Here is a 19,811-nt window from a genome sequence, read left to right as displayed (position 1 = left end):
CGGAAAGTCCTCAGCTCATGACTTACGACATGACCGAATTGCAGCGCGAACGCCGAATGGGCGCAATCGGCACCGAGAGCACACGCGAGGTGCGGCGTATCTCGCTGGCCGACCTCAGCACCAGACGCACCGAGATCGCCGATGAATTGTGGTCGGCAGCAACCGACATCGGGTTCTTTCAGGTGGTCGACCACGGTATCGACCTGACCGAGGTACGCCGGGCCTTCGCGATGGCAGAAGCATTCTTCGCACTGCCGGCCGAGGTCAAGGCCCGTTATCCGAAACGATTCAACTCCGGATGGGAGAGCATGACCCAGGTTCGGCCGTCGGTGGGAACCCCGGACCAGAAGGAGTCCTACCAGGTCACCCTCTCGAACATGGATGGACTCTGGCCGTCCGACGACGAACTCGTCGGGTTCACCGACACCATCAAGGCTTTCGAAGCCAAATGCTGGCGCCTGGCGATGGATCTGCTGTCGCTGTTCGCCGAGAAAATGGGTTTCCACCGTGACTTCTTCGCGGCGGCCCACGACCCGACATCGGCCACCTACCAGAGCACCCTGCGTCTGCTGCACTACTTCGCGGTCCCACAGGACGTCGAACCGACCGGGAAGTGGCGAGCGGGAGCGCACACCGATTTCGACTGCCTCACACTGCTTTTCCAGCGAAACGGTCAGGGCGGATTGCAGGTGTGCCCGGGCAAGGAGATGGATTCACAGGAATGGACGTCGGTCGAACCCTCCGACCACGCGATCACCTGCAACATCGGGGACATGCTGATGCGGTGGAGCGACGACGTACTACCGTCCAACTTCCATCGGGTGCGCAGCCCCGGGGCCGGGGACGACCGTGGTGCACGGTATTCCATCGCCTTCTTCGCCCAGGCCAACAGCGAGGTGGTCATCGAGGGACCCAGCGGTAAGTACCCGCCGATCACCGCGAAGGACTATCTGCACCAGCGGATCAGTGCGAACTTCGCGAAATAGTTCGAGCGCGTAGTTCCAGCGCGCGGTCACAGCGCGGCTCCGGGTTCGATGCCCGGGGCCGCGTCCTCGACGAAAGGCCCGGCGGCGCAAGGCCTGCGACCCGTCAGTGGCGCGAAGAACTCAGTTCGATGACCAGGACGCCACAGGCAATCAGGACGATGCCTGCACCCATCACCCAGGTCAGCGGGTCCTTGAAGACCAACCTCGCGACGACCGCGGTCAATGCGACGCCGCACGCGGCCCAGATCCCGTAGGCCACACCGACGGGCATGCCGCCGGCCAAGGTCAGCGACAGGGCGCCGAACGCAACCAGATAGCCGACTACGGTCGGAATCAGCCAGATCATCTTGCGGAAGCCGTCCGACGCTCGCAGTGAGAGCGTGCCCGCGACCTCGAAGACGATCGCGACCATCAGGTACGTCCATGTCATTCGGGCGCCTCGGGTTCGTCCGCAGTCTCATGGCTGCCGTGCGAGCCCAATTCGACCAGGAGGACTCCACCGATCACGATCGCGATACCCACTGCGATGCCCACGGTGAACGCATCACCGAAGATGATGGCGGCCAGCACCGCGGTGAGTGCGACCCCCACGGCCGCCCAGATCCCGTAGGCAACCCCCACCGGCATCCCGGCCCGCAGGACAAGCGCGAGGAAGGCGAACCCGCCGAGGTATCCGGCGACCACCAGACCCAGCCACCGCGCGTCGTCCACCGACGCCCGCAGGGCAAGGGTCGCACTGACCTCGCTGACGATGGCGCAGCCGAGGACAAGCCACTTGTTCGTCGCGATGTTCGAGAGGGTGGTCATCGACGACAATCATCGCGCACCGGCACGCCGGCGACTCGGTCGGCCAGGTACCGCGCGATGCCGCTCGTGTCCACATTGCCGTGCCCGGCCCCGGGGCTGTAGGTGATGGTGATCGGGCCACCGAGTTCGCACGCCTTCCGGATTCCGGCGGTGATCCACTCGGGGGCATTGAACCGGTCGGCGCCGCCGTACAAGACGTACAGCGGGGCCGACAACCGTGTGCGCGGCAACGCCATCGACTGCAGCAACGTGCGCAAGCGTTCGGCGGCGGCAGGACTCGACGGCGCGAACTCGGAGGCAGAGATCTGCCGTAGCGCCCGCTCGCGCGCGTTCGACCGCCCGCAGCCACTGAGATCGGTCCACCGCTCCGCAAGGCCACCCTGGCGGTAGTTGTTCAGGTCGAAATCGGCATGCCTGCGCGCCAACGACTCCTCCAGCCATTGGAGGATGCCCTGTTGTTCGAGGGTCAAGGTGCCGGCAGCGGCCAGATCCACCATCGGGGTCTTGTCCGTCGACGGAACCTGTGCGACAGCTCCGACAAGGCGGAGTTCCGGCGCATAGTCCGCCGCGAGCTCGTCGGCCGCCCAGCTGGCTGCTCCACCCTGAGAGATGCCGTAGGTCGCCCATGTCGAGGACATGCTGGGGAAGACGTGTCGGATGGCGCGTACGGAGTCGATCACCGTTCGGGCCGCCGCATACGGGTCGAGATAGGGGTGGGGTCCGCTCGGCGTGCCGAGCCCGGAGTAGTCGGCGAAGGTGACGGCCATCCCCGCACGCAGGTAGTTGCGGACCAATCGGAGCAGGCCGTACAGGTCCGGGGTGAGTGAAGGTGCGCAGTCGACGTTGATCCCGGTGGACCCATGGCCGATCGCAAGAATCGGCCAACCGCCCTGCGGCGCCTCCCCCGCCGGCACGAACACGGTTCCCGAGACAACGATTGGCCGGTTCTCGATGTCGGTGGATCGGTACAGGATCCGCTTGCCGGACACCTGCGTTGCCTCGGCGCCAACGGACACCCAGTTCGTCACCTCGACCACGTCACCTGGGCCCGGAAACGGTAGATGCGCCGGGTTGGTCCAGCTCGTCTCCTCGCCGTTCGATGTCGAGGTGGCCTCGCCGCCGCAGCCGGCGAGCACAAGGGCCACAACCAGTGCGGCGAGTGCAACCGCTCGCCTCGTCAGACCCACGGCAGGAACTTACCAGCGACACCCATGGGCGCAGTGCACGCCGCGGGCTGTGACATTCACGATGATGTCCCGAACGCGCATGTCCTGAACGCGGTGACCCGGCCGGACGTCGACTCCACGGCAGCGATCACCCGGTCCGGTCGAACGAGAACGGCGTTGAGCTGGCCGCTGCGAAGCCACTCGGCGAGTTGGGGTGCGGCCGGGCCGAATTCGCCGACCGCCACTCGGGGTGCGCCAACGGCATCCGCGTGGTCGGCCAGTTCGTCGGTGAACCGACCGTGGTGCACCAGCACCGGGCCGAGTCCCAGCACGTCGTCGGAGCCGGCCACCATCTCACCGTCGGGGCCGGAGCGCAGGACGAATTGAGGGAACAACGCGCCGAGTCGACCACTGCGCCGTCGGATGCGCTCCCGCGCGGGCAGGCCTCCTCTGCCGACCCGCGGATAGATCAGCCGCGGCCCGATGGTCGCGGCACCTGGCGCACCGCCGAGCCCACGCAACACCGCGTCCACGGCCGCTCTGCCCGGTACGGGCTCGACGGACATGGCCCGGCCGATCGCTGTTGCCGCGACCACCGACCGCAGGACATGCGGTGCGCGTTCGGTCTGGTAGCTGTCCAACAGACGGTCATCCGCGCGGCCGTCGAGTACGGCAGCGAGCTTCCAGGTGAGGTTCATCGCATCGCGTTGTCCTGCGCCGAGTCCCTGACCGATGAAGGGCGGGGTGAGATGTGCGGCATCGCCCAGGATGAACAGTGGGCCTGCGCGCCAACGCCGTGCCACCCGCGCGGCGTGCCGGTATCGCGCCGTCCGGACCACCTCGATGTCGCAGCTGTCGGGCAGTGACCTCCGTATCTCACCGAGTGCCCAGAGCGGGTCCGGCTCGAGGTCCAGATCGGTCGGGAGCCGGAACTCCCACCGGTACCGGTCAGCTCCGATTCGCATGAACGTCGATGCTCCAGACCCGGCGCAGACCTGGTGCACGCCCGGCCACATCGTCACCTCGTGGGAGGTACGGACATCGACGACCAGCCACTCCTGGGTGAATCGCAGGTCGCGCCATGCCCCTCCGATGGCCTGCGCCACCGCACTCGAAGCGCCATCGCAACCGAGGACATAGCGTGCGTGCAGCATGGCGTGGGCACCAGAGTCCCGTCGGATTCTCACCACCGCCCCGTCGGTTCCGGGTGTGATCGCCTCTACGACGGAACCTTCCATCACCTGGGTTCCCGAGTGTTCGGCCAGGGCGCAGCGCAGGGCCCGTTCCAGGTCCGGCTGATCGAACATCGTGGTCTCACGCCAGCCGCTGTGACCCACGGTGCGATCACGTGCGAACTCCATCAACACCCGCCCCCGCGGATTCACCAAGCGCAAACCGTGTGCGGCTCGCCCGCTGGGCGCGAACTCGTTTGCGGCACCGGCACTTTGCAGTATCCGGTAGACCTCGTCGTCGAGGTGGACAGCGCGAGGCAACGGATGCACGCCGCGCCGTCGTTCGACGATCACACAATCAACGCCGTGTGCGGCCAGCAGGCAGGCCGCGGTCAGACCCGTCGGTCCGGCCCCGACCACCACCACCGGCACCGTTGTCATCCGGCCGACCGCGCTTGTCCCCGAGGCGGCCGGGTGAGCGCCCGGCTGATGTTGGCCGGCCCGTCGAGCTGCGCGATCTCATCACCCAGTTCACGAGCACGCCGACGGCACCCCGGGTCGGAGAGCACCGTCTCGACCGCGTGACGAATCGCTCGCGGTCGCGCTGATCGGAGCCGAATCCCACACCCGGACCGGGCTATTCGGGCGGCGACCTCGTTCTTGTCCTCGGTTGTCCCGGCAACCACCATCGGAACGCCGTGCCTCAAGGCGTAGTGCACCCCGCCCCAGCCGCCGTTGGTGACCAGCACGTCTGCCTTCGGCAGCATGAGATCGAACGGAACGAACTCCGTGACGATCGAATTGGCCGTTCGAACCCGCACCGAGGATTGCGGCTTGCCACCTGTTGCAGCGACCACCACGGCATCCATGTCCGCCAGACCGGCCAGGGTCGGTTCCACCAGCTTGCTCAGGTCACCATTGTCGAGGGTGCCCTGCGTCACCACCACGACTCGCCTCGAGCCGGTCACCTCGGACCACCATTCTGGCGGATCATGCTGGCTGCCAACCGGATCGAGAACCGGTCCGACGAAATCGAGTCGGCCGGCCAGGTCTCGTCGCGGGTATTCAAACGATGGCGTGGTGAGCACGAAGATGTCGTCTGCCAGCAGTGGCCAATCCAGGATGAACGCGCCGGCACCGTGCCCGACGCACTCACGCACCGCGGTCTCGGCCAGGTGTTGCACCCGGCGCAGCACGAGGTGTTCGGCGCCCACGGTCAGCATTCGGTTGCGCATCATGCCCAGGCGTGTGGTCGACGGCGGGAACCCTGGCCCGAACGGACCCGTGTCCTGGCTGTTCACCATCAACGGCGACGTACAGACCGAACCGACTCTCGGCCGCCGGCCGGCCCGCCGGAGCAGTGGGAGAACACCGAGGAACAGGTTTTCGGCCAACACCACGTCGACGTCGGTCTCGTCCACGAGCGCCGCCAGCGCTCGGTATTGGTCGGGGATCTTTGCCGCGAACAGATGCTCGAGGTCAAAACGCGACCGCAGGACGCCGGGCATCCGGTGGCGGCGGGGAAAGACCCGGTCGAGGTCGCGGTCATCGAAGTCACACGATGCAGGAAGCGGGACGAGTGCCAGTCCCGCCTCTTCGATGCGGCGACGAAACCGGCTGCCGGTGAGAACCACAACGGTCCAGCCGTCCAGCCGGAGTTGTCGGCCGATGGCGATCATCGGCGCCACATGGCCTGTCAGCGGCGCACTGCACAACAAGACACCGGGCACCTGCGAACCTCGTCCTTCCAGCCCCACCGAACTCCCGATGTTGCCACAAGAGCACCATCGTCGACGTCGCCGCGACAGATCGGCAGCCCAAGGGTCGAGCGGCTGAACGACACGCCCTGAAGATCTCCTGAAAATCACGGTCGAACCGGTGCCTCACGGTTGCGGTGGCACCCGATCGGACCTACGTTTGCGTCAGTCACGACGTTCGCACGGATGCGAGAAAACGACTGCCCCAGTTCTTTTGAGACAAGATTCGGACTTCATCTCATGGCTACTGCCTTTGTCAACCAGATCAGCACCGCTGTACCCGACCTCGATGTCCACAACATCTTCGTCGACCACGCGCCCGAACTGATCGAGGAACGGCGCAAGATGCTGTTGTTCCGGCGGATGGCAGAGCGCGCCCAGATCTCTCATCGGTGGTCCGCGGTGGAGGACCCGATCACCTTCTACGGCGGAAACCCGAGCTCGGTCGACACCGAGACACGCATGGTCGAGTACGAGGACAAGGCCCCGAAACTGGCACGCAAGGCCGTCGAAGGCCTCGATCTCGGCGACGCGGCCGACGAGATCACCCATCTGGTGATCGTCACCTGTACCGGATTCTATTCTCCGGGAATCGATTACGACATCATCAAGACCTGTGGCATCAGCCCCAACGTCGACCGCACCCAGATCGGCTTCATGGGCTGTTTCGCCGGCATCACCGGACTCAAGACCGCCGACAACATCGTCCGCGCGAACCCACAGGCGAAAGTCCTGCTCGTGAGCGTCGAACTGTGCTCGGTCCACATGCAGCAGCCCAAGAGCCTGGAATCGATGTTGTCGTTCTTGATCTTCGGGGACGGGTGTGCCGCCGCCGTCATCTCGGCCGATCGATCTGGCATCGAGCTCGACTCGTTCAAACAGGTCATGGTTCCCGATACGCGGGAGCTGATCACCTGGCGCATCGGCAATGCCGGCTACGACATGGTTCTTTCCGGCAAGGTCCCCGGACAGTTGGGCCGCGCACTGAACCAGGAGAACCTCAAACTCATCCTCGCCGGGCGCACCCCCGGCGATATCGATCTCTGGGCGATCCACCCGGGAGGCCGCACCATTCTCGACGCAGTGGAGAACGCACTCGAACTCGAGCCCTCCGCCTTGGAGGTGTCGCGGTACGTGCTCGACAACTACGGCAACATGTCGTCGGCCACAGTGCTGTTCGTGTTGGCCGAGATGATGGAACGGGCAGCCGCAGGCGGTCCGACCGGGATGGGAAGTGCGATGGCATTCGGGCCGGGCCTGACTGCGGAGACGATGCTGTTCCGCCTCTGATCGGCCCGATCAGTCCTGTTCGGCCCGGCGCCTGCGGTATGCCGCGACGTGGGCCCTGTTGCCACATCCCCCATCACTGCAGAACCGGCGAGACCGGTTGCGGGACAAGTCGACGAAGACGAGCCGGCAGCCCTCTCCTGCACATGTCTTCAGTCGGCCCAGCTGATCGGTGCGGATCAGGTCGATCAAGGCCATCGCGTTCTCTGCGGCCATGCGGTCGGCCAGCGGCGCGCCGGGTTCGGTGACGTGGATGTGCCAGTCCCAGCCATCGTGGCGGGCCAGATATGGCCGGGCCTCCGACTCGCGGAGCATCACGTTGACCTCACGTGCGGCGTCGTCGACCTCCAGTTGCCAGAGCGCGTCGAGCCGGGTGCGCAGTGCTCGCACGGCATCGAGCTCGGCGGCGTCACCGTCACGACGGCCTGTGTAGACGAACTCCTCGACAAAGCCGCGGAGCTGATCTGTGGTCGCCAAGGTGTCCGTGTCGCCCCGTCCGGTGTTGATCAGAGCAGCTGTCGCCACCAGCGCAACATCGGTGTCATGAGCAAATAGCATTTGACTCCTTACCAGCGATCCGTTTAGCTGTCATGAGTGTAAGCAGTTTTACTCCTGTCACCCTCATCGGAGGAATCTTGAAGTTCGTTGATGCGCGCACCCTGCCCGGGTTCGGCTTGGTGATGGGCGTGACGTCGGCCGTGTCGTTCGGCACCTCGGGACCGCTCGCCAAGGGTCTGATCGACAGCGGCTGGTCCTCGGCCGCGGTGACGGCCGTACGGCTGGGCGCCGGTTCGCTCCTACTCCTCGTTCCGCTGATATTGCTGCGCCGCAACCTGTTTGCCCAGTGGGCCCGATCGCCGATGCTCGTGATCGCCTACGGCATCCTCGGCGTCGCCGTCGTCCAACTCAGCTTCTTCAACGCGGTCCGATACCTCGACGTGCCGGTTGCCCTGCTCATCGAATACTCGGGGCTGATCCTGGTCGTGGCGTACGACTGGCTCATCCGAGGACGCACGCCGACGACCTTGACCGGTATCGGCTGCGTCGTCGCACTTACCGGGCTTGTGATGGTCATCGTCGGCGGGGGCGACATCGGTGACATCGACCCCGTCGGGTTCGTGTGGGCCGTCATCGCCGGCGTCGGGCTCGCGGCCTATTTCATCCTGGCCACCGAGGATTTCGGCACATCGGGTCAGAGCGTGGAGCCATTGGCCTTGACCACCGGTGGATTGCTGCTCGGTACAGCGGTGATCGGCATCGCCGGGGCGCTGGGCCTGCTGCCCATGGCCGCGGGCACCGGGTCCACCGTGCTCGCCGACACCTCGGTGCCCTGGTGGTTGGTCGCGCTGGCGATAGCCGGGATCTCCACCAGCCTCGCGTACGTCACCGGCGTACATGCCGTTCGGCTCCTCGGCGCCACTCCCGCGTCGTTCGTGGCGCTCATCGAGGTGCTGTCGTCCGCGGTGGTGTCGTGGTGGCTGCTGGGCCAGACCATGACCGTCGCCCAACTCGCGGGCGCGGCTGTACTGCTGTCGGGGCTGGTGGCGGTCAACATGGGCGGGCGGCTCAAGAGCGATTCACAACTCGCGGCGCGGGTACCCGTGGAATAACCCGCCGGGGGTCCGGACTTGCACCACAAGGCCGATGAACAGACGGCTGAACCGGACAAGAGTGCAAAGGAGCATGTTGTGGCAAAGGTGTTGTTCGTGATGACCGCCGCCGATCATTGGACCCTGAAGGACGGAAGCAAGCATCCGACCGGTTTCTGGGCCGAGGAGTTCGTGGCGCCCTACGAGGAGTTCACGAACGCCGGCCACGAGGTGGTGGTGGCAACCCCAGGCGGCAAGGTGCCTGTGGTGGACCAGGGCAGTTTGGCCGCCGACGCCAACGGTGGGCAGGACAAGGCCGACGCGATCGCCGCGAAACTCGAGTCGAATGAAGAACTGAAGCATCCGATCTCTCTCGACGAGGTTGACCTGAGCCACTACGTGGCAGTTTTCTACCCCGGCGGTCATGGCCCCATGGAAGACCTCGCGGTCGACGAGGTGTCCGGTCGACTGCTGACCGAGGCCATCGATTCCGGGCGACCACTGGGCGTGGTGTGCCACGCCCCCGCAGCGTTGCTGGCCGCCACCCGCGATGACGGGTCGTTCACCTTCGCCGGCTACCAGGCCACCGGATTCTCCAATGCCGAGGAAACCCAGGCAGGCCTGGCCGACAAGGCCCTCTGGCTGCTCCAGGACCGGCTGATCGATCTCGGCGTCGACTACCAGGAGGGCGAGCCCTGGGCACCCAAGGTTGTCGTGGATCGCAACCTCTACACGGGCCAGAACCCAGCGTCATCCGCACCGCTTGCGCAGAGGATCCTCGCCGACCTCGGCTGACCACCATTGGTGCATGGGCGCCGGCAACAACGAGCGGTCGAAGAGACCGATCAGCCCCGTTGTTGCCGGCGTCTTGTTGTCGGCGTCTTCTTGACGGGGTCACGGCGCGGAATTAAACGGACCGTGGTTTCATTTACTTTGTCATGAAGAACATCGGATTCTTGTCGTTCGGGCACTGGTCGGATTCACCCGGTTCGCAGACCCGGTCAGCCGCGGACACTTTGCTGCAGTCGATCGATCTCGCGGTCGCGGCCGAGGAACTCGGCGCTGATGGCGCCTATTTCCGTGTGCATCACTTCGCTCGGCAGCTGGCGTCGCCATTTCCACTCCTAGCCGCAGTCGGGGCGCGGACCAGCCGCATCGAGATCGGGACCGGCGTCATCGACATGCGCTACGAGAACCCGATGTACATGGCCGAGGACGCCGGCTCTGCGGATCTCATCTCGGGCGGCCGACTGCAGCTCGGGATCAGCCGTGGTTCGCCCGAGCAGGTGATCGATGGCTACCGGTACTTCGGCTATGCGCCGAACGAGGACGCCTCGGACGCGGACATGGCCCGCCAGCACACCGATGTCTTCCTCAAGGTCATCGACAACGCCAAGTTCGCCCAACCGAACCCGTCGCCGATGTTCCCCAATCCTCCTGGCCTGCTGGGCATCGAGCCCCAATCGCCAGGCTTGCGAGACCGCATCTGGTGGGGCGCCGGCACACGGGCCACCGCGGAGTGGACAGCCGAGCAAGGGATGAACCTGATGAGTTCAACCCTGCTGACCGAAGACACCGGAGTGCCCTTTCATCAACTGCAGGCCGAACAGATCGAGCGTTTCCGCGAGACCTGGGAGTCGGCCGGACACGAGCGCGAGCCGCGAGTGTCCGTCAGCCGCAGCATCTTTGCCCTTGTCGACGATCGGGACCGCGCCTATTTCGGGCGTGGCGGACAAGATGCCGATCAGGTGGGCATCATCGACGGGACCACGGCGCGATTCGGCCGGAGCTATGCCGACGAACCAGACCGGTTGATCGAACAGCTCCGCGAGGACGAGGCTATCGCTGCAGCGGACACCCTTCTTCTCACCGTGCCGAACCAGCTCGGTGCCGACTACAACGCACACGTCATCGAATCGATCCTGACGCACGTCGCCCCCGCCCTCGGTTGGCGCTGACATCGTCCGCGCCTGCGTGCGACCATGTCTCGATGAGCGAACGCGAAGTACTCACCTGGGATCTGTTCGGGGCGGCGAGTCGTGACCTCGCTCAGACGGTCGCCGATTCCGGGTTCGCGCCCGACGTGGTGCTCGGTATCGCGCGCGGGGGCCTGGTACCTGCCGGGGCGCTGGCGTACGCGCTCGACTGCAAATCACTGTTCACGATGAACGTCGAGTTCTACACCGGTGTGGGCACCACGCTCGACGAGCCGGTGATACTCCCACCCATCCTCGACGCCACCGAACTGGACGGCTTGACCGTACTCGTCGTCGACGATGTCGCGGACAGTGGAAAGACACTGGAACTCGTACACACCTTCTGTCGCAACCACGCCTCCGAGGTACGGACGGCGGTGTTGTACGAGAAGCCCGCGTCGGTGATCAAGGCCGACTACACCTGGCGGTACACCGACCGCTGGATCAACTTCCCCTGGTCCACCGAGCCGCCCATCACGCCTCGCTGACCAGGGTGGATGTGCAGCCCTTCAGTCGAGCCGCGCAGTGGGCGCCGTGATCGATCTGCGCACACTGACCGGCGAGACCGCCGTTGTCCTCCGCGGAGCGAGACGACGTCTGGCCGGCGGCGACATCGCCGGTGCTGCTGCCACGCTGACCTACTTCGCAGCGATCGCGATCGTCCCCTGGTTCCTGCTCGCGGTGTGGAGCACCACGTGGTTCGAACCCGACCTGCAGGCCCGGCAGGAGCTGCTGGCGCTGCGGGTTCTCATCCCGCCTGACATGGGGGCACGACCGGCGTACGACGCACTGGTCGAGGCCGCGGTACAGATGGACCCACTCAAAGCACTTGTCCTGTTGTTCCCGGCATCGTTCTACGGCGAAGGTCTGCGGCGTGCGTGTCTCGCGATCTCGCCCGAACCCGACCGGTTCACCGGATGGAGAGCCCGGGCCCGCGTTTTGGCCTTGCTCATCGCGATACCGGTCTTCGGACTGGTGTTCCGGACCGTGGGCGAGCAGCTCGTCACCTTCGCACCCGAGGGCGGTGGCACAGGCAGCGCGGGCGACCTGATTTTCCGCACCTGGATCGGCTTCCTCGCCACGTGGCTGGTGCTCTCGGTGGCACTCGTCTGGGTATATCGCGCTGTGACACCGGGCAACCCGAGATGGTGGGTGGCAGCGGTGGGCGCAGTCACCACCGCGTCGTTCATGGCCGGATTCCTCCAGGGCTTCGCATTGTTCCTGTCGCTGCCCATCGACGTCGGGATCCCATACGCGGGTCTCGATGTCATCGGTGGTGTGGTCGCGGTCGGTTTGTGGCTCTGGATCCTGCATATGGTGGTGATCATGGGGTGGGCGGTGACACGATCCCTCGACACCGTGGTGGACGGCCGGCGTGGGGCCGAACCCGACCACACCAGCAATGACCCGGAGGAGAAGGCTTGAGCCACATCGTTGTTGTCGGAGCGGGTGTGGGCGGATTGGCCGCGGCAACACGTCTGGCGGCACAGGGGCACGCTGTCACCCTCGTCGAACAAGCCGCCACGGTCGGCGGCAAGCTCGGTGTGGAGAAGATCGACGACTTCGTGTTCGACACGGGCCCATCCCTGCTGACTCTCCCCCAGGTCCTCGACGATCTGTTCGCCGCGACCGGCGGCGGCTCGGCATCCGACGAACTCGGACTGCAACGCCTCGACATCGCCTGCCGGTACACCTTCCCCGACGGCGCCGTCCTCGATCTCCCCCGGCGACATGCGCGACATCCCCGCCGCGCTCGACGCGGCACTGGGCGATGGCCGAGGCGCACAGTGGAGTGCATTCTCCGAGCGTGCCCAACGGATCTGGGACGTCACCCGCATCCCGTTCCTGGAATCACCGATCGACGTCCGCACGATGCTCGGACTCTCCCGCCACCTCGATGAGCTCGCGGCGGTGGCACCGTGGCGCTCATTGCGCGGGATCGGCAAGTCGTACCTGTCCGATCCCCGCCTACGGATGTTGCTCGACCGATACGCGACGTACACCGGGTCTGATCCCCGCCGTGCCCCGGCCGCGCTGGCGAGCGTGCCGTACGCGGAGCAGGCTTTCGGTTCCTGGTACGTGGCCGGAGGTCTGGGGCGTATCGCTGCCGCGCTACTCGATCGCGCGCTGACCCTGGGCGTCGACGTGCGTCTTGGTACGAAGGTCACCGAGATCGTCTCGGACGCAACAGGTGTCACCGGTGTTCGGGTCGACGACGGCGGGGGCATCTCCGCGGAGGCGGTGGTGGCCAACGCCGATGCACACCAGGTCTACAACACGTTGCTCACGGCCCGCCGTTGGCCGATCCGGCAGGCGCGATGGCGCCTGCGTCGCACCACCCGTTCGCTGTCCGGCTTCGTGATCCTGCTGGCGTTGCAGAACGCCCCTGCCCGTCAGCCACACCACCATGTGATGTTTGCCGAAGACTACGACGACGAGTTCGACGCGGTCTTCGGCCGTCGTGGTCGGGCCCGTCCGGTTCCTCGTCCGACGATTTATGTCAGCGCTCCCCCCGACCCGGCGATCGTTCCGCACGAGGGCGCGGGTGCGTGGTTCGTTCTTGTCAACGCGCCTCCGCACGACCCCGAATCGGGTACCGATTGGGACGCCCCCGGGCTGGGCGACCGGTACGCCGACCAGATCTTGGACCTGATGGCCGACCGCGGGCTGGATGTGCGTGGCGAGGTCACGAACCGGGTGATCATCAGCCCGGCCGATCTGCAGCGACGGACGATGACACCGGGCGGCTCCATCTACGGCACTTCGTCCAACGGTGCGACGGCGGCTTTCTTGCGGCCGGCCAACAGATCGCCCGTTCCTGGCCTGTTCCTCGTCGGCGGCTCGGCCCATCCGGGCGGCGGCCTGCCTTTGGTGATGATGTCGGCCAAGATCGTCGCCGACATGATCGGGGACGCCGAGGGCAGTCAGTCCTCGAGTTCCGAGTGAACAGCGACCAGTAACTGGGCCAGGCCCGCAACGGCCAACACGGTTGCGATGATGGCGTAGATGGTCACGAGGGTGACGCCGTCGAGGGCGGGCAACACGTCGATCCCGGAGCGCCTGGCACCCCACTCGATGGCGCTGGTCGCGGTGGCGAAGGATGCGACGATCACCCGCGATGGACGCTCCCACCACGTCAGCACTCCGGGCCCCTCCATCCCTGTGGCCTGCGCGTGCGCACGTACGGACTCGAGCAGCAACGTGAGCAGGGCGAGCGAAATCCCGAGCCACGCAGGTGCACCGAGGACAACCAACGTGAGGATCAGCAACAGGTCTGAACAGCGGTCGGCGAACGGGTCGAGTACCCGGCCCCACCGCGACGCCTTGCCTGCGCGTACCGCGATCGCGCCGTCAACACCGTCGAGCACAGCGCCGACGAGGATCACGAGCATGGCCACCATGGGCCACGCGGCACCGGCCGAGGCGATCAGCGGAACGGCCGCCATGACCGCGACTCCCGCGACCGTGACCGTGCTGGGGCTGACACCTGCGCGCACCAACGGGGTCGCGCAAGTGTGAGCGATACGAACCCAGCCGCTGATCCACATCGAACTCCGGGGATCGATACCGCCATGCAGACGCGACCAACCGGCATACGCTTCTTCACGGGAAAACACGGGCCGCATGAGTACTGATACCTCCGATCTGCGACTCGCAAACCCGACCGCACCGTGGCGTACGCCGTGAACCGGCGACGTGGGTGCAGGGCCGGGACGTACTTCGATAGAGCAGAGGTTCGATCGAGCAGAGGAAGGAAGCCGTGGCCACCTTTGCGTTCATCTACGGGGCCGGGGATGTCGGCTGGTATTGGCACCTCGTGGAATCCGATCTACGCACACGGGGACACGACACCGTGGCACCTGATCTGCCCTGCGGAGACGACTTCGCCGGCGTCGCCGAGTATGCCGACACGATTGCCGCTGCGGTGAACGATCGGTCCGACATCGTTGTCGTCGCGCATTCGGCGGGCGGACTCACCGCTCCCCTCGTCTGTGAGCGGGTCGCCGTCGAGTTGCTCGTTCTGGTCGCGCCGATGATCCCGAGCGCCGGTGAGGCACCCGGCGATTACTTCACCAACACCCGCCTCGGCGACGAAAAACGCACGCACCACGACGATGTTGTCGCGCTGTTCTATCACGACGTGCCGCCGGAGTTGGCCGCGCAGGCCGTGGCAAAAGGTCGCGATGAGTCCGAGGCGCGGGCCGAGGAACCGACACCTCTGCGCGCCTGGCCTGATGTGCCCACCCGAGTGCTGATCTGCCGGGAGGACCGGGTGTTCCCTGCTGCCTACCTACGCCGGGTGGTCTCCGAGCGACTCGGCATCACCCCGGACGAGATGGACGGCGGACACACCCCCGCGCTCAGTCGACCACTCGACTTGGCAGACCGCCTCCACACCTACGCGGTGGAGCAGGGCCTGGCGCCTGCGAGCGTCGGGCAGGAGACCTACGGCCAGGTGCTGCCATGACAGACATCTACGACGGTTACGACGCTGAATTGTCGCGCTACGATGCACCACTGCATCGGGCCTGCGCGGTCAGAGCCGGCGAGCGCGTGCTCGACATCGGGTGTGGAACCGGACACTCCACGCGCCAGGCTGCGCGAACAGCAAACGCCGGCAATGCCTTCGGGATCGACATCTCCGAATCCGCCATCGAGCGAGCCCGCGAAATCGCTGATGCCGAGCAACTTTCAACCGTGACGTTCGAGGTCGCGGACGCGCAGACCCATCCGTTCACACCGGGCGGCTTCGATGTGGCGATCAGCCGCTTCGGAACCATGTTCTTCGGCGACCCGGTCGCAGCGTTCACCAACATCGGACGCGCGATACGGCCGGGCGGGCGACTGGCCATGCTCGTGTGGCAGGCACGCGAGCACAACGAATGGAGCTCGGCCATCGCCCGTGCCCTCGCCGCGACCGGCCCCTCGGGCCCCGGCCAGGTACCCGATGCGTTCTCACTCGCCGATCCATCAACCGTCACGGCGATCATGAGCGACGCCGGGTTTGTCGACGTCGTCGTCGACGGCGTCCATGAGCCGGTCTTCTACGGCCGAGATGTCCACGCCGCCCTCGACTGGGTCGGTGGCTTCGCGAACGTTGCCGGCACGATGGCACGGCTGAGTCCGCCCGAGGCGGAACAGGCGACGGGGCGTTTGCGCGACATGCTGGCGAGCCACCAACGTGCAGACGGTGTCTGGTTCGACGCGCGGGCCTGGCTCGTCACGGCCCGCGTGCCCGAAGCTCAGTGACCTGGTCGCCTGCGGGAGCGGTGCCCGTGCAGACCGGCCATCAGTCGATGCGCCGACCACCCATCCGATTCGTGTTCTGTTCCGAAGAAACCAATGCAACGACTCAACAGTTTGATCGCCGCTCGGGGACGGAGAACGCCACATGACGTCAGTAGATCACCACACCGAGGCGCCGATCTCGAACGATCTGCTCCAGGACCGAAGCCACGAGATCGTCACTGCTGTCAACGCCGTGCTCACCGCCCATGTCTCCGACCACTCGGCCGCGATGAGTGATCTGAGCGCGGAGGTCACGCCCCTGGCCACGGCGGTCACCGACAGCCTGGACCGCGGGAAACGGTTGCGCGCTCAGTTCTGCATGTGGGGTTCATACGGTGTGACCGGAGGCGAACTGGCTGCCGGCGTCGCCGAGATGGCAGCGGCGATCGAGCTCTTCCACTTCGCCGCACTTGTGCACGACGACCTGATGGACAACAGCGACACCAGGCGCGGCCTGCCCACGATGCACCGCCACTTCACGGCCGAACACGCGCGACAGCAACGACTCGGCGACGGTGACGAACACGGCTCGGCGGCTGCCATCCTGGTCGGCGACATGTGCCTGTCGTGGTCCGACGACTTGTCCGCGATGGCCACCGACGCTCTAGATCCGAGGTCACGCCGCGCGGTTCGGGCCATCTGGTCGCAGATGCGCGACGAGGCCTATGCGGGCCAATACCTCGACATGCTCAGCCAGACCGAGGCCGCCACCTCCCGCCGCCGCGCCGACCTCATCCTGCGATTGAAGAGCGCCAAGTACACGATCAGCCATCCGCTCCGACTCGGTGGCGCGATCGCCGGTGCCGATGACACGCTCCTGCACTTCTACGACCAGATCGGGCTGACCGCCGGCGAAGCCTTCCAGCTGCGTGACGATCTCCTGGGCGTGTTCGGCGACCCTCAGATCACCGGTAAACCAGCGATCGACGATGTCCGTGAAGGCAAGCGCACCCTGCTGATGGCGGTCGCCGAGTCGCGTGCCGACAACGCGCAGAAAGACATCCTCAGGCGCTCGCTGGGCAATCCCGAACTGACCGACGCCGACCTCGAGGCCGTGCGTTCGGTGCTCACCGAGACCCGCGCCGATCAGGCCATCGAAGCGCGGATCGGTGAACTCACCAGCGACGCAATGGAAATCGTCGACGCACTGCCGGTGGACACCGTCACCCGGCAGGCTTTGACCACCCTCATCGAGAAGTGTGTCTGGCGCCAAGCCTGAGCGCTCTTCGGCAAGGCGCGTCAGTGTGACGGACCGACCGTCCGGTCTCCTTTGAGGCGTTTGCGGATGAGCTCGGCGCTGATCAAACACATCGGCAGACCGATGCCGGGGCGGGTACTCGACCCGGCATAGAACAGGCCCTCCACCTTGCGGGAGCGGTTGGTGGCGCGCAGAAACGCACTCTGCCGCAATGTATGCGCCGGACCGAGTGCACCACCCGACCACGAGTTGACGTTGTCGACGAAGTCGGCCGGCCCCACCGACCGCCGGACGACGATCCGCTCGGCGAGGTCCGGGATGTTCGCCCACGAGGCGATCGTCGCAACAGCCTGGTCGACGACCTTCTCGATGTCGGGTGCGCCGGCACCGTCGATGCCCCCATGTCCCAGACCGGGATCCGGAGGCGAGGGCACCAAGATGAAGATGTTCTCGTGATCTACGGGCGCCACCGAGTCGTCCGTCGCGGACGGGCGGCACACGTACAGCGATGCGGGATCCGGCATGTGCGTCGGGGACTCGAAGATCGCGTCGAAGTTGGTTGTCCAGTCGTCGGTGAAGAACAGCGAATGATGAGCCAGTTCAGGAATACTCCCCTGTACACCCAGATACGCCAGGACAGCGCCGGGCCCCGAAGTCGCCTTGTCCCACCACCGTTGCGGGAACGTCTGCAGACGCTCCGGCAGCAGCCGGGTCTCCACGTGGTGCAGGTCCGCGGCGCCCACGACGATGTCGGCCGCGATATCCCGTTGGGTGCCATGGCCGTCGGCGACCCGCACCCCGACAACCTCGTCGCGACGTCGACCGATTACCCGGCGACCCCGCCTGCCGTCGGCCCGCGGCCGGGTGAGAATGGCGGTCGCTGCCGTACCGGTGTGCAATCGCACCCCGTTGTCGGCGGCCAGCCTGGACAGCGCCTCGACAAACGTGGTGAAACCCCCGTCGGGGTAACGGACCCCGTCAGCGAGATCGAGCCAGCTCATCAGGTGGTAGATGGCCGGGGTGCGTTCCGGAGAAGAACCGAGGAACACCGCCGGGTAGCCGAGAACCTGCTGCAGTCGTCGATCCGAGAATCGTTGCGAGACAAACGATTGCAAGGACCTGGTGAGCAGCTCGGCCAGCTTCGGCGCGTTGCGCAACACGTCTCGGCCGAGGAAGGCTCGCGGAGAATCGAAACTCGTGTAGAGGAAACGCTTGACGGCGATGTCGTAGGCATGCCGGGCGGAGTCGAGGTAATCGCCCAAGCCCGCTCCGGCACCTGGCTCGATGCTCTCGAACAGTGCCCGGTTACGTTCCTCGTCACCTTCGACATCGATCTTCTCGTCGGCGCCCTCGAAGAACACCCGATAGCCCGGTTCGAGACGAACCAGGTTGACCTGCTCTTCGGTGGACGTCCCGAGCAGATCGAAGAAGTGGTCGAACACCTCGGGCATCAGCCACCACGACGGTCCGGTGTCGAAACGGAATCCTTCGTGCTCCCAGGAGCCGGCACGGCCACCGAGATCATCGTTCTTCTCGACCAAGTCGACGTCGTGGCCGTCATGGGCCAACAGGGCAGCGGTGGCCAGCCCCGCAACACCGCCGCCGATGATGACTACTTTTTTCGATGGTGCGGTCACTTGAAGCTGTTCTCCGTATCGATGTCGTGAGGTCGCCCACGGTGCAGGGCTGCTCTGGCCGCGATGCGCGCCTTCTCCGGCGTGGGCACGCGCACCCTGGTCAGCCGAGCTTGCGCCGCCGTCGTCGCCCGCAGGCGCCGGGTCAGTTCGGCGAACAGGTCGTGTGCGGTACACACTGCCACGCGAGAGCCTCGCGGTAGCCGTGGAATGACCTCCGCGGCCGCAGCCAGGTCCATCTCGATGTCGTCCAGCCAGCTGCTCCAGATCTCTTCGTCGAGGTCGTCGGGTTGGAGGCCGACAAGATATTGCCGTCCGAGTCCGTCGCTGTCGTCGCCGAAGTCCCGGAGGAAGTTGATCTTCTGGAATGCGGCACCGAGGCGCTGGGCACCGGGCGCCAGCTCCGCGTAGCGACCGGAGGGGTTGGGTTCTCCGGCCACGAATGCGCACAGGCACATCAGGCCGATCACTTCAGCTGAGCCGTAGATGTAGCTTCCGAGGCTCGCGAAGTCGTGCTTTGTGCGCTGCAAGTCTGTGCGCATCGAATGGAAGAACGGGGCGACGAGTTCCTTGTCGATCCCGACTCGACGAGCGGTCCTCGCGAACGCATGAACAACAAGATTGGCACTCGATCCCGTTTCGATCGCCGCGAAAGTGTCCTGTTCGAGCTTGTCGAGCTCCACCAGCCGGTCGACGCCGTCCTGACCGGGCCGAGGGGCGTCCACCACTTCGTCTGCTATCCGTACCAATGCGTAGATGTTGCGGACGTCTTGCCGCACCTGCCCACCGAGCATTCGGGTCGCGAGCCCGAAAGACGAAGAGTAGCAACGGATCACCAACGCTGCACTGGCGTCGGCTGCCGCGTCGTACCGGAGATACGGCGCCATCGCATCCATGCGCCCACGTGTTTGCACCATTCGACTCGCCCTCGCTTTCGGTCCACCGGCTCG

19 protein-coding genes and 1 pseudogene are annotated in these 19,811 nt (G+C 65.9%); 11 read left to right on the top strand and 9 right to left on the bottom strand.

Annotated elements, in window-relative coordinates; genetic code table 11:
* The first annotated feature begins 17 nt into the window (after positions 1-17).
* On the top strand, positions 18-986 hold the full coding sequence (locus tag W823_RS54215) for an isopenicillin N synthase family oxygenase (protein WP_023962818.1): 969 nt from the start codon (positions 18-20) through the stop codon (positions 984-986).
* A gap of 103 nt (positions 987-1,089) precedes the next feature.
* Here the strand turns inward: W823_RS54215 and W823_RS54210 are convergent, their stop codons facing one another.
* From W823_RS54210 to W823_RS54190, 5 genes are read right to left on the bottom strand one after another with little or no spacing between them, the layout of a single operon-like run.
* Positions 1,090-1,416, bottom strand: coding sequence for a multidrug efflux SMR transporter (locus W823_RS54210; RefSeq protein WP_023962816.1), 327 nt, complete (start codon positions 1,414-1,416; stop codon positions 1,090-1,092).
* Complete coding sequence (locus W823_RS54205; protein WP_023962814.1) at positions 1,413-1,793, bottom strand: multidrug efflux SMR transporter; 381 nt, start codon at positions 1,791-1,793, stop codon at positions 1,413-1,415. The genes W823_RS54210 and W823_RS54205 overlap by 4 nt, the downstream gene beginning before the upstream one ends.
* Positions 1,790-2,980, bottom strand: a complete 1,191-nt coding sequence (locus W823_RS54200) for a lipase family protein (RefSeq protein ID WP_023962812.1) — start codon at positions 2,978-2,980, stop codon at positions 1,790-1,792. Before W823_RS54200 ends, W823_RS54205 begins: the two co-directional genes overlap by 4 nt.
* Before the next feature lie 56 nt (positions 2,981-3,036).
* Complete coding sequence (locus W823_RS54195) at positions 3,037-4,572, bottom strand: bifunctional 3-(3-hydroxy-phenyl)propionate/3-hydroxycinnamic acid hydroxylase (protein ID WP_023962810.1); 1,536 nt, start codon at positions 4,570-4,572, stop codon at positions 3,037-3,039.
* Complete coding sequence (locus tag W823_RS54190) at positions 4,569-5,861, bottom strand: glycosyltransferase (protein WP_038254618.1); 1,293 nt, start codon at positions 5,859-5,861, stop codon at positions 4,569-4,571. Before W823_RS54190 ends, W823_RS54195 begins: the two co-directional genes overlap by 4 nt.
* A gap of 267 nt (positions 5,862-6,128) precedes the next feature.
* Here W823_RS54190 and W823_RS54185 point away from each other — a divergent pair, with 267 nt between their 5' ends.
* On the top strand, positions 6,129-7,178 hold the full coding sequence (locus W823_RS54185) for a type III polyketide synthase (RefSeq protein WP_023962806.1): 1,050 nt from the start codon (positions 6,129-6,131) through the stop codon (positions 7,176-7,178).
* Positions 7,179-7,187: 9 nt separating this feature from the next.
* Here the strand turns inward: W823_RS54185 and W823_RS54180 are convergent, their stop codons facing one another.
* Positions 7,188-7,733, bottom strand: a complete 546-nt coding sequence (locus tag W823_RS54180; protein ID WP_023962804.1) for a CGNR zinc finger domain-containing protein — start codon at positions 7,731-7,733, stop codon at positions 7,188-7,190.
* 77 nt (positions 7,734-7,810) lie between these two features.
* On the opposite strand from W823_RS54180, the gene W823_RS54175 reads away from it, so the two are divergent.
* From W823_RS54175 to W823_RS54150, 6 genes and pseudogenes are all read left to right on the top strand, one after another.
* Positions 7,811-8,785: a DMT family transporter gene (locus tag W823_RS54175; RefSeq protein WP_023962802.1), complete on the top strand. Its 975-nt coding sequence runs from the start codon at positions 7,811-7,813 to the stop codon at positions 8,783-8,785.
* A gap of 78 nt (positions 8,786-8,863) precedes the next feature.
* Complete coding sequence (locus W823_RS54170; RefSeq protein ID WP_031333516.1) at positions 8,864-9,559, top strand: type 1 glutamine amidotransferase domain-containing protein; 696 nt, start codon at positions 8,864-8,866, stop codon at positions 9,557-9,559.
* A gap of 143 nt (positions 9,560-9,702) precedes the next feature.
* The gene (locus W823_RS54165; RefSeq protein WP_023962799.1) at positions 9,703-10,722 is read left to right on the top strand and encodes an LLM class flavin-dependent oxidoreductase; all 1,020 of its coding nucleotides are present in this window, start codon (positions 9,703-9,705) and stop codon (positions 10,720-10,722) included.
* A 32-nt stretch (positions 10,723-10,754) separates the two neighbouring features.
* Positions 10,755-11,228: a phosphoribosyltransferase gene (locus W823_RS54160; RefSeq protein ID WP_023962797.1), complete on the top strand. Its 474-nt coding sequence runs from the start codon at positions 10,755-10,757 to the stop codon at positions 11,226-11,228.
* Between the two features lie 37 nt (positions 11,229-11,265).
* On the top strand, positions 11,266-12,165 hold the full coding sequence (locus W823_RS54155; protein WP_023962796.1) for a YihY/virulence factor BrkB family protein: 900 nt from the start codon (positions 11,266-11,268) through the stop codon (positions 12,163-12,165).
* Positions 12,162-13,686: pseudogene (locus W823_RS54150) on the top strand (phytoene desaturase family protein). Before W823_RS54155 ends, W823_RS54150 begins: the two are co-directional and overlap by 4 nt.
* Here W823_RS54150 and W823_RS54145 read toward each other — a convergent pair.
* Positions 13,665-14,366: a CDP-alcohol phosphatidyltransferase family protein gene (locus W823_RS54145; protein WP_023962795.1), complete on the bottom strand. Its 702-nt coding sequence runs from the start codon at positions 14,364-14,366 to the stop codon at positions 13,665-13,667. The pseudogene W823_RS54150 and the gene W823_RS54145 overlap by 22 nt on opposite strands.
* Before the next feature lie 134 nt (positions 14,367-14,500).
* Here W823_RS54145 and W823_RS54140 point away from each other — a divergent pair, with 134 nt between their 5' ends.
* The 3 genes from W823_RS54140 (at position 14,501) to W823_RS54130 (ending at position 17,248) form a co-directional block, all read left to right on the top strand.
* Positions 14,501-15,208 carry an alpha/beta hydrolase gene (locus tag W823_RS54140; protein ID WP_023962794.1) on the top strand — a complete coding sequence of 236 codons (708 nt, stop codon included), beginning with the start codon at positions 14,501-14,503 and terminating at the stop codon, positions 15,206-15,208.
* The gene (locus tag W823_RS54135) at positions 15,205-15,990 is read left to right on the top strand and encodes a class I SAM-dependent methyltransferase (protein WP_023962793.1); all 786 of its coding nucleotides are present in this window, start codon (positions 15,205-15,207) and stop codon (positions 15,988-15,990) included. Before W823_RS54140 ends, W823_RS54135 begins: the two co-directional genes overlap by 4 nt.
* 142 nt (positions 15,991-16,132) lie before the next feature.
* Entirely contained in the window at positions 16,133-17,248 is a 1,116-nt protein-coding gene (locus W823_RS54130; RefSeq protein ID WP_023962792.1) for a polyprenyl synthetase family protein, read from the top strand.
* Between the two features lie 20 nt (positions 17,249-17,268).
* Here W823_RS54130 and crtI read toward each other — a convergent pair whose 3' ends face one another.
* Both crtI and W823_RS54120 read right to left on the bottom strand, forming a co-directional pair.
* Positions 17,269-18,864: a phytoene desaturase family protein gene (crtI, locus tag W823_RS54125; RefSeq protein ID WP_023962791.1), complete on the bottom strand. Its 1,596-nt coding sequence runs from the start codon at positions 18,862-18,864 to the stop codon at positions 17,269-17,271.
* Positions 18,861-19,778: a squalene/phytoene synthase family protein gene (locus W823_RS54120; protein WP_031333508.1), complete on the bottom strand. Its 918-nt coding sequence runs from the start codon at positions 19,776-19,778 to the stop codon at positions 18,861-18,863. The genes crtI and W823_RS54120 overlap by 4 nt, the downstream gene beginning before the upstream one ends.
* Positions 19,779-19,811: the final 33 nt, after the last annotated feature.

Origin of the sequence: Williamsia sp. D3, assembly GCF_000506245.1 — a bacterium.
Lineage (GTDB): Bacteria > Actinomycetota > Actinomycetes > Mycobacteriales > Mycobacteriaceae > Williamsia > Williamsia muralis.
The sequence above is the reverse complement of the archived record's forward strand: the minus strand, read 5'-3'. Positions and strand labels throughout refer to the sequence as shown.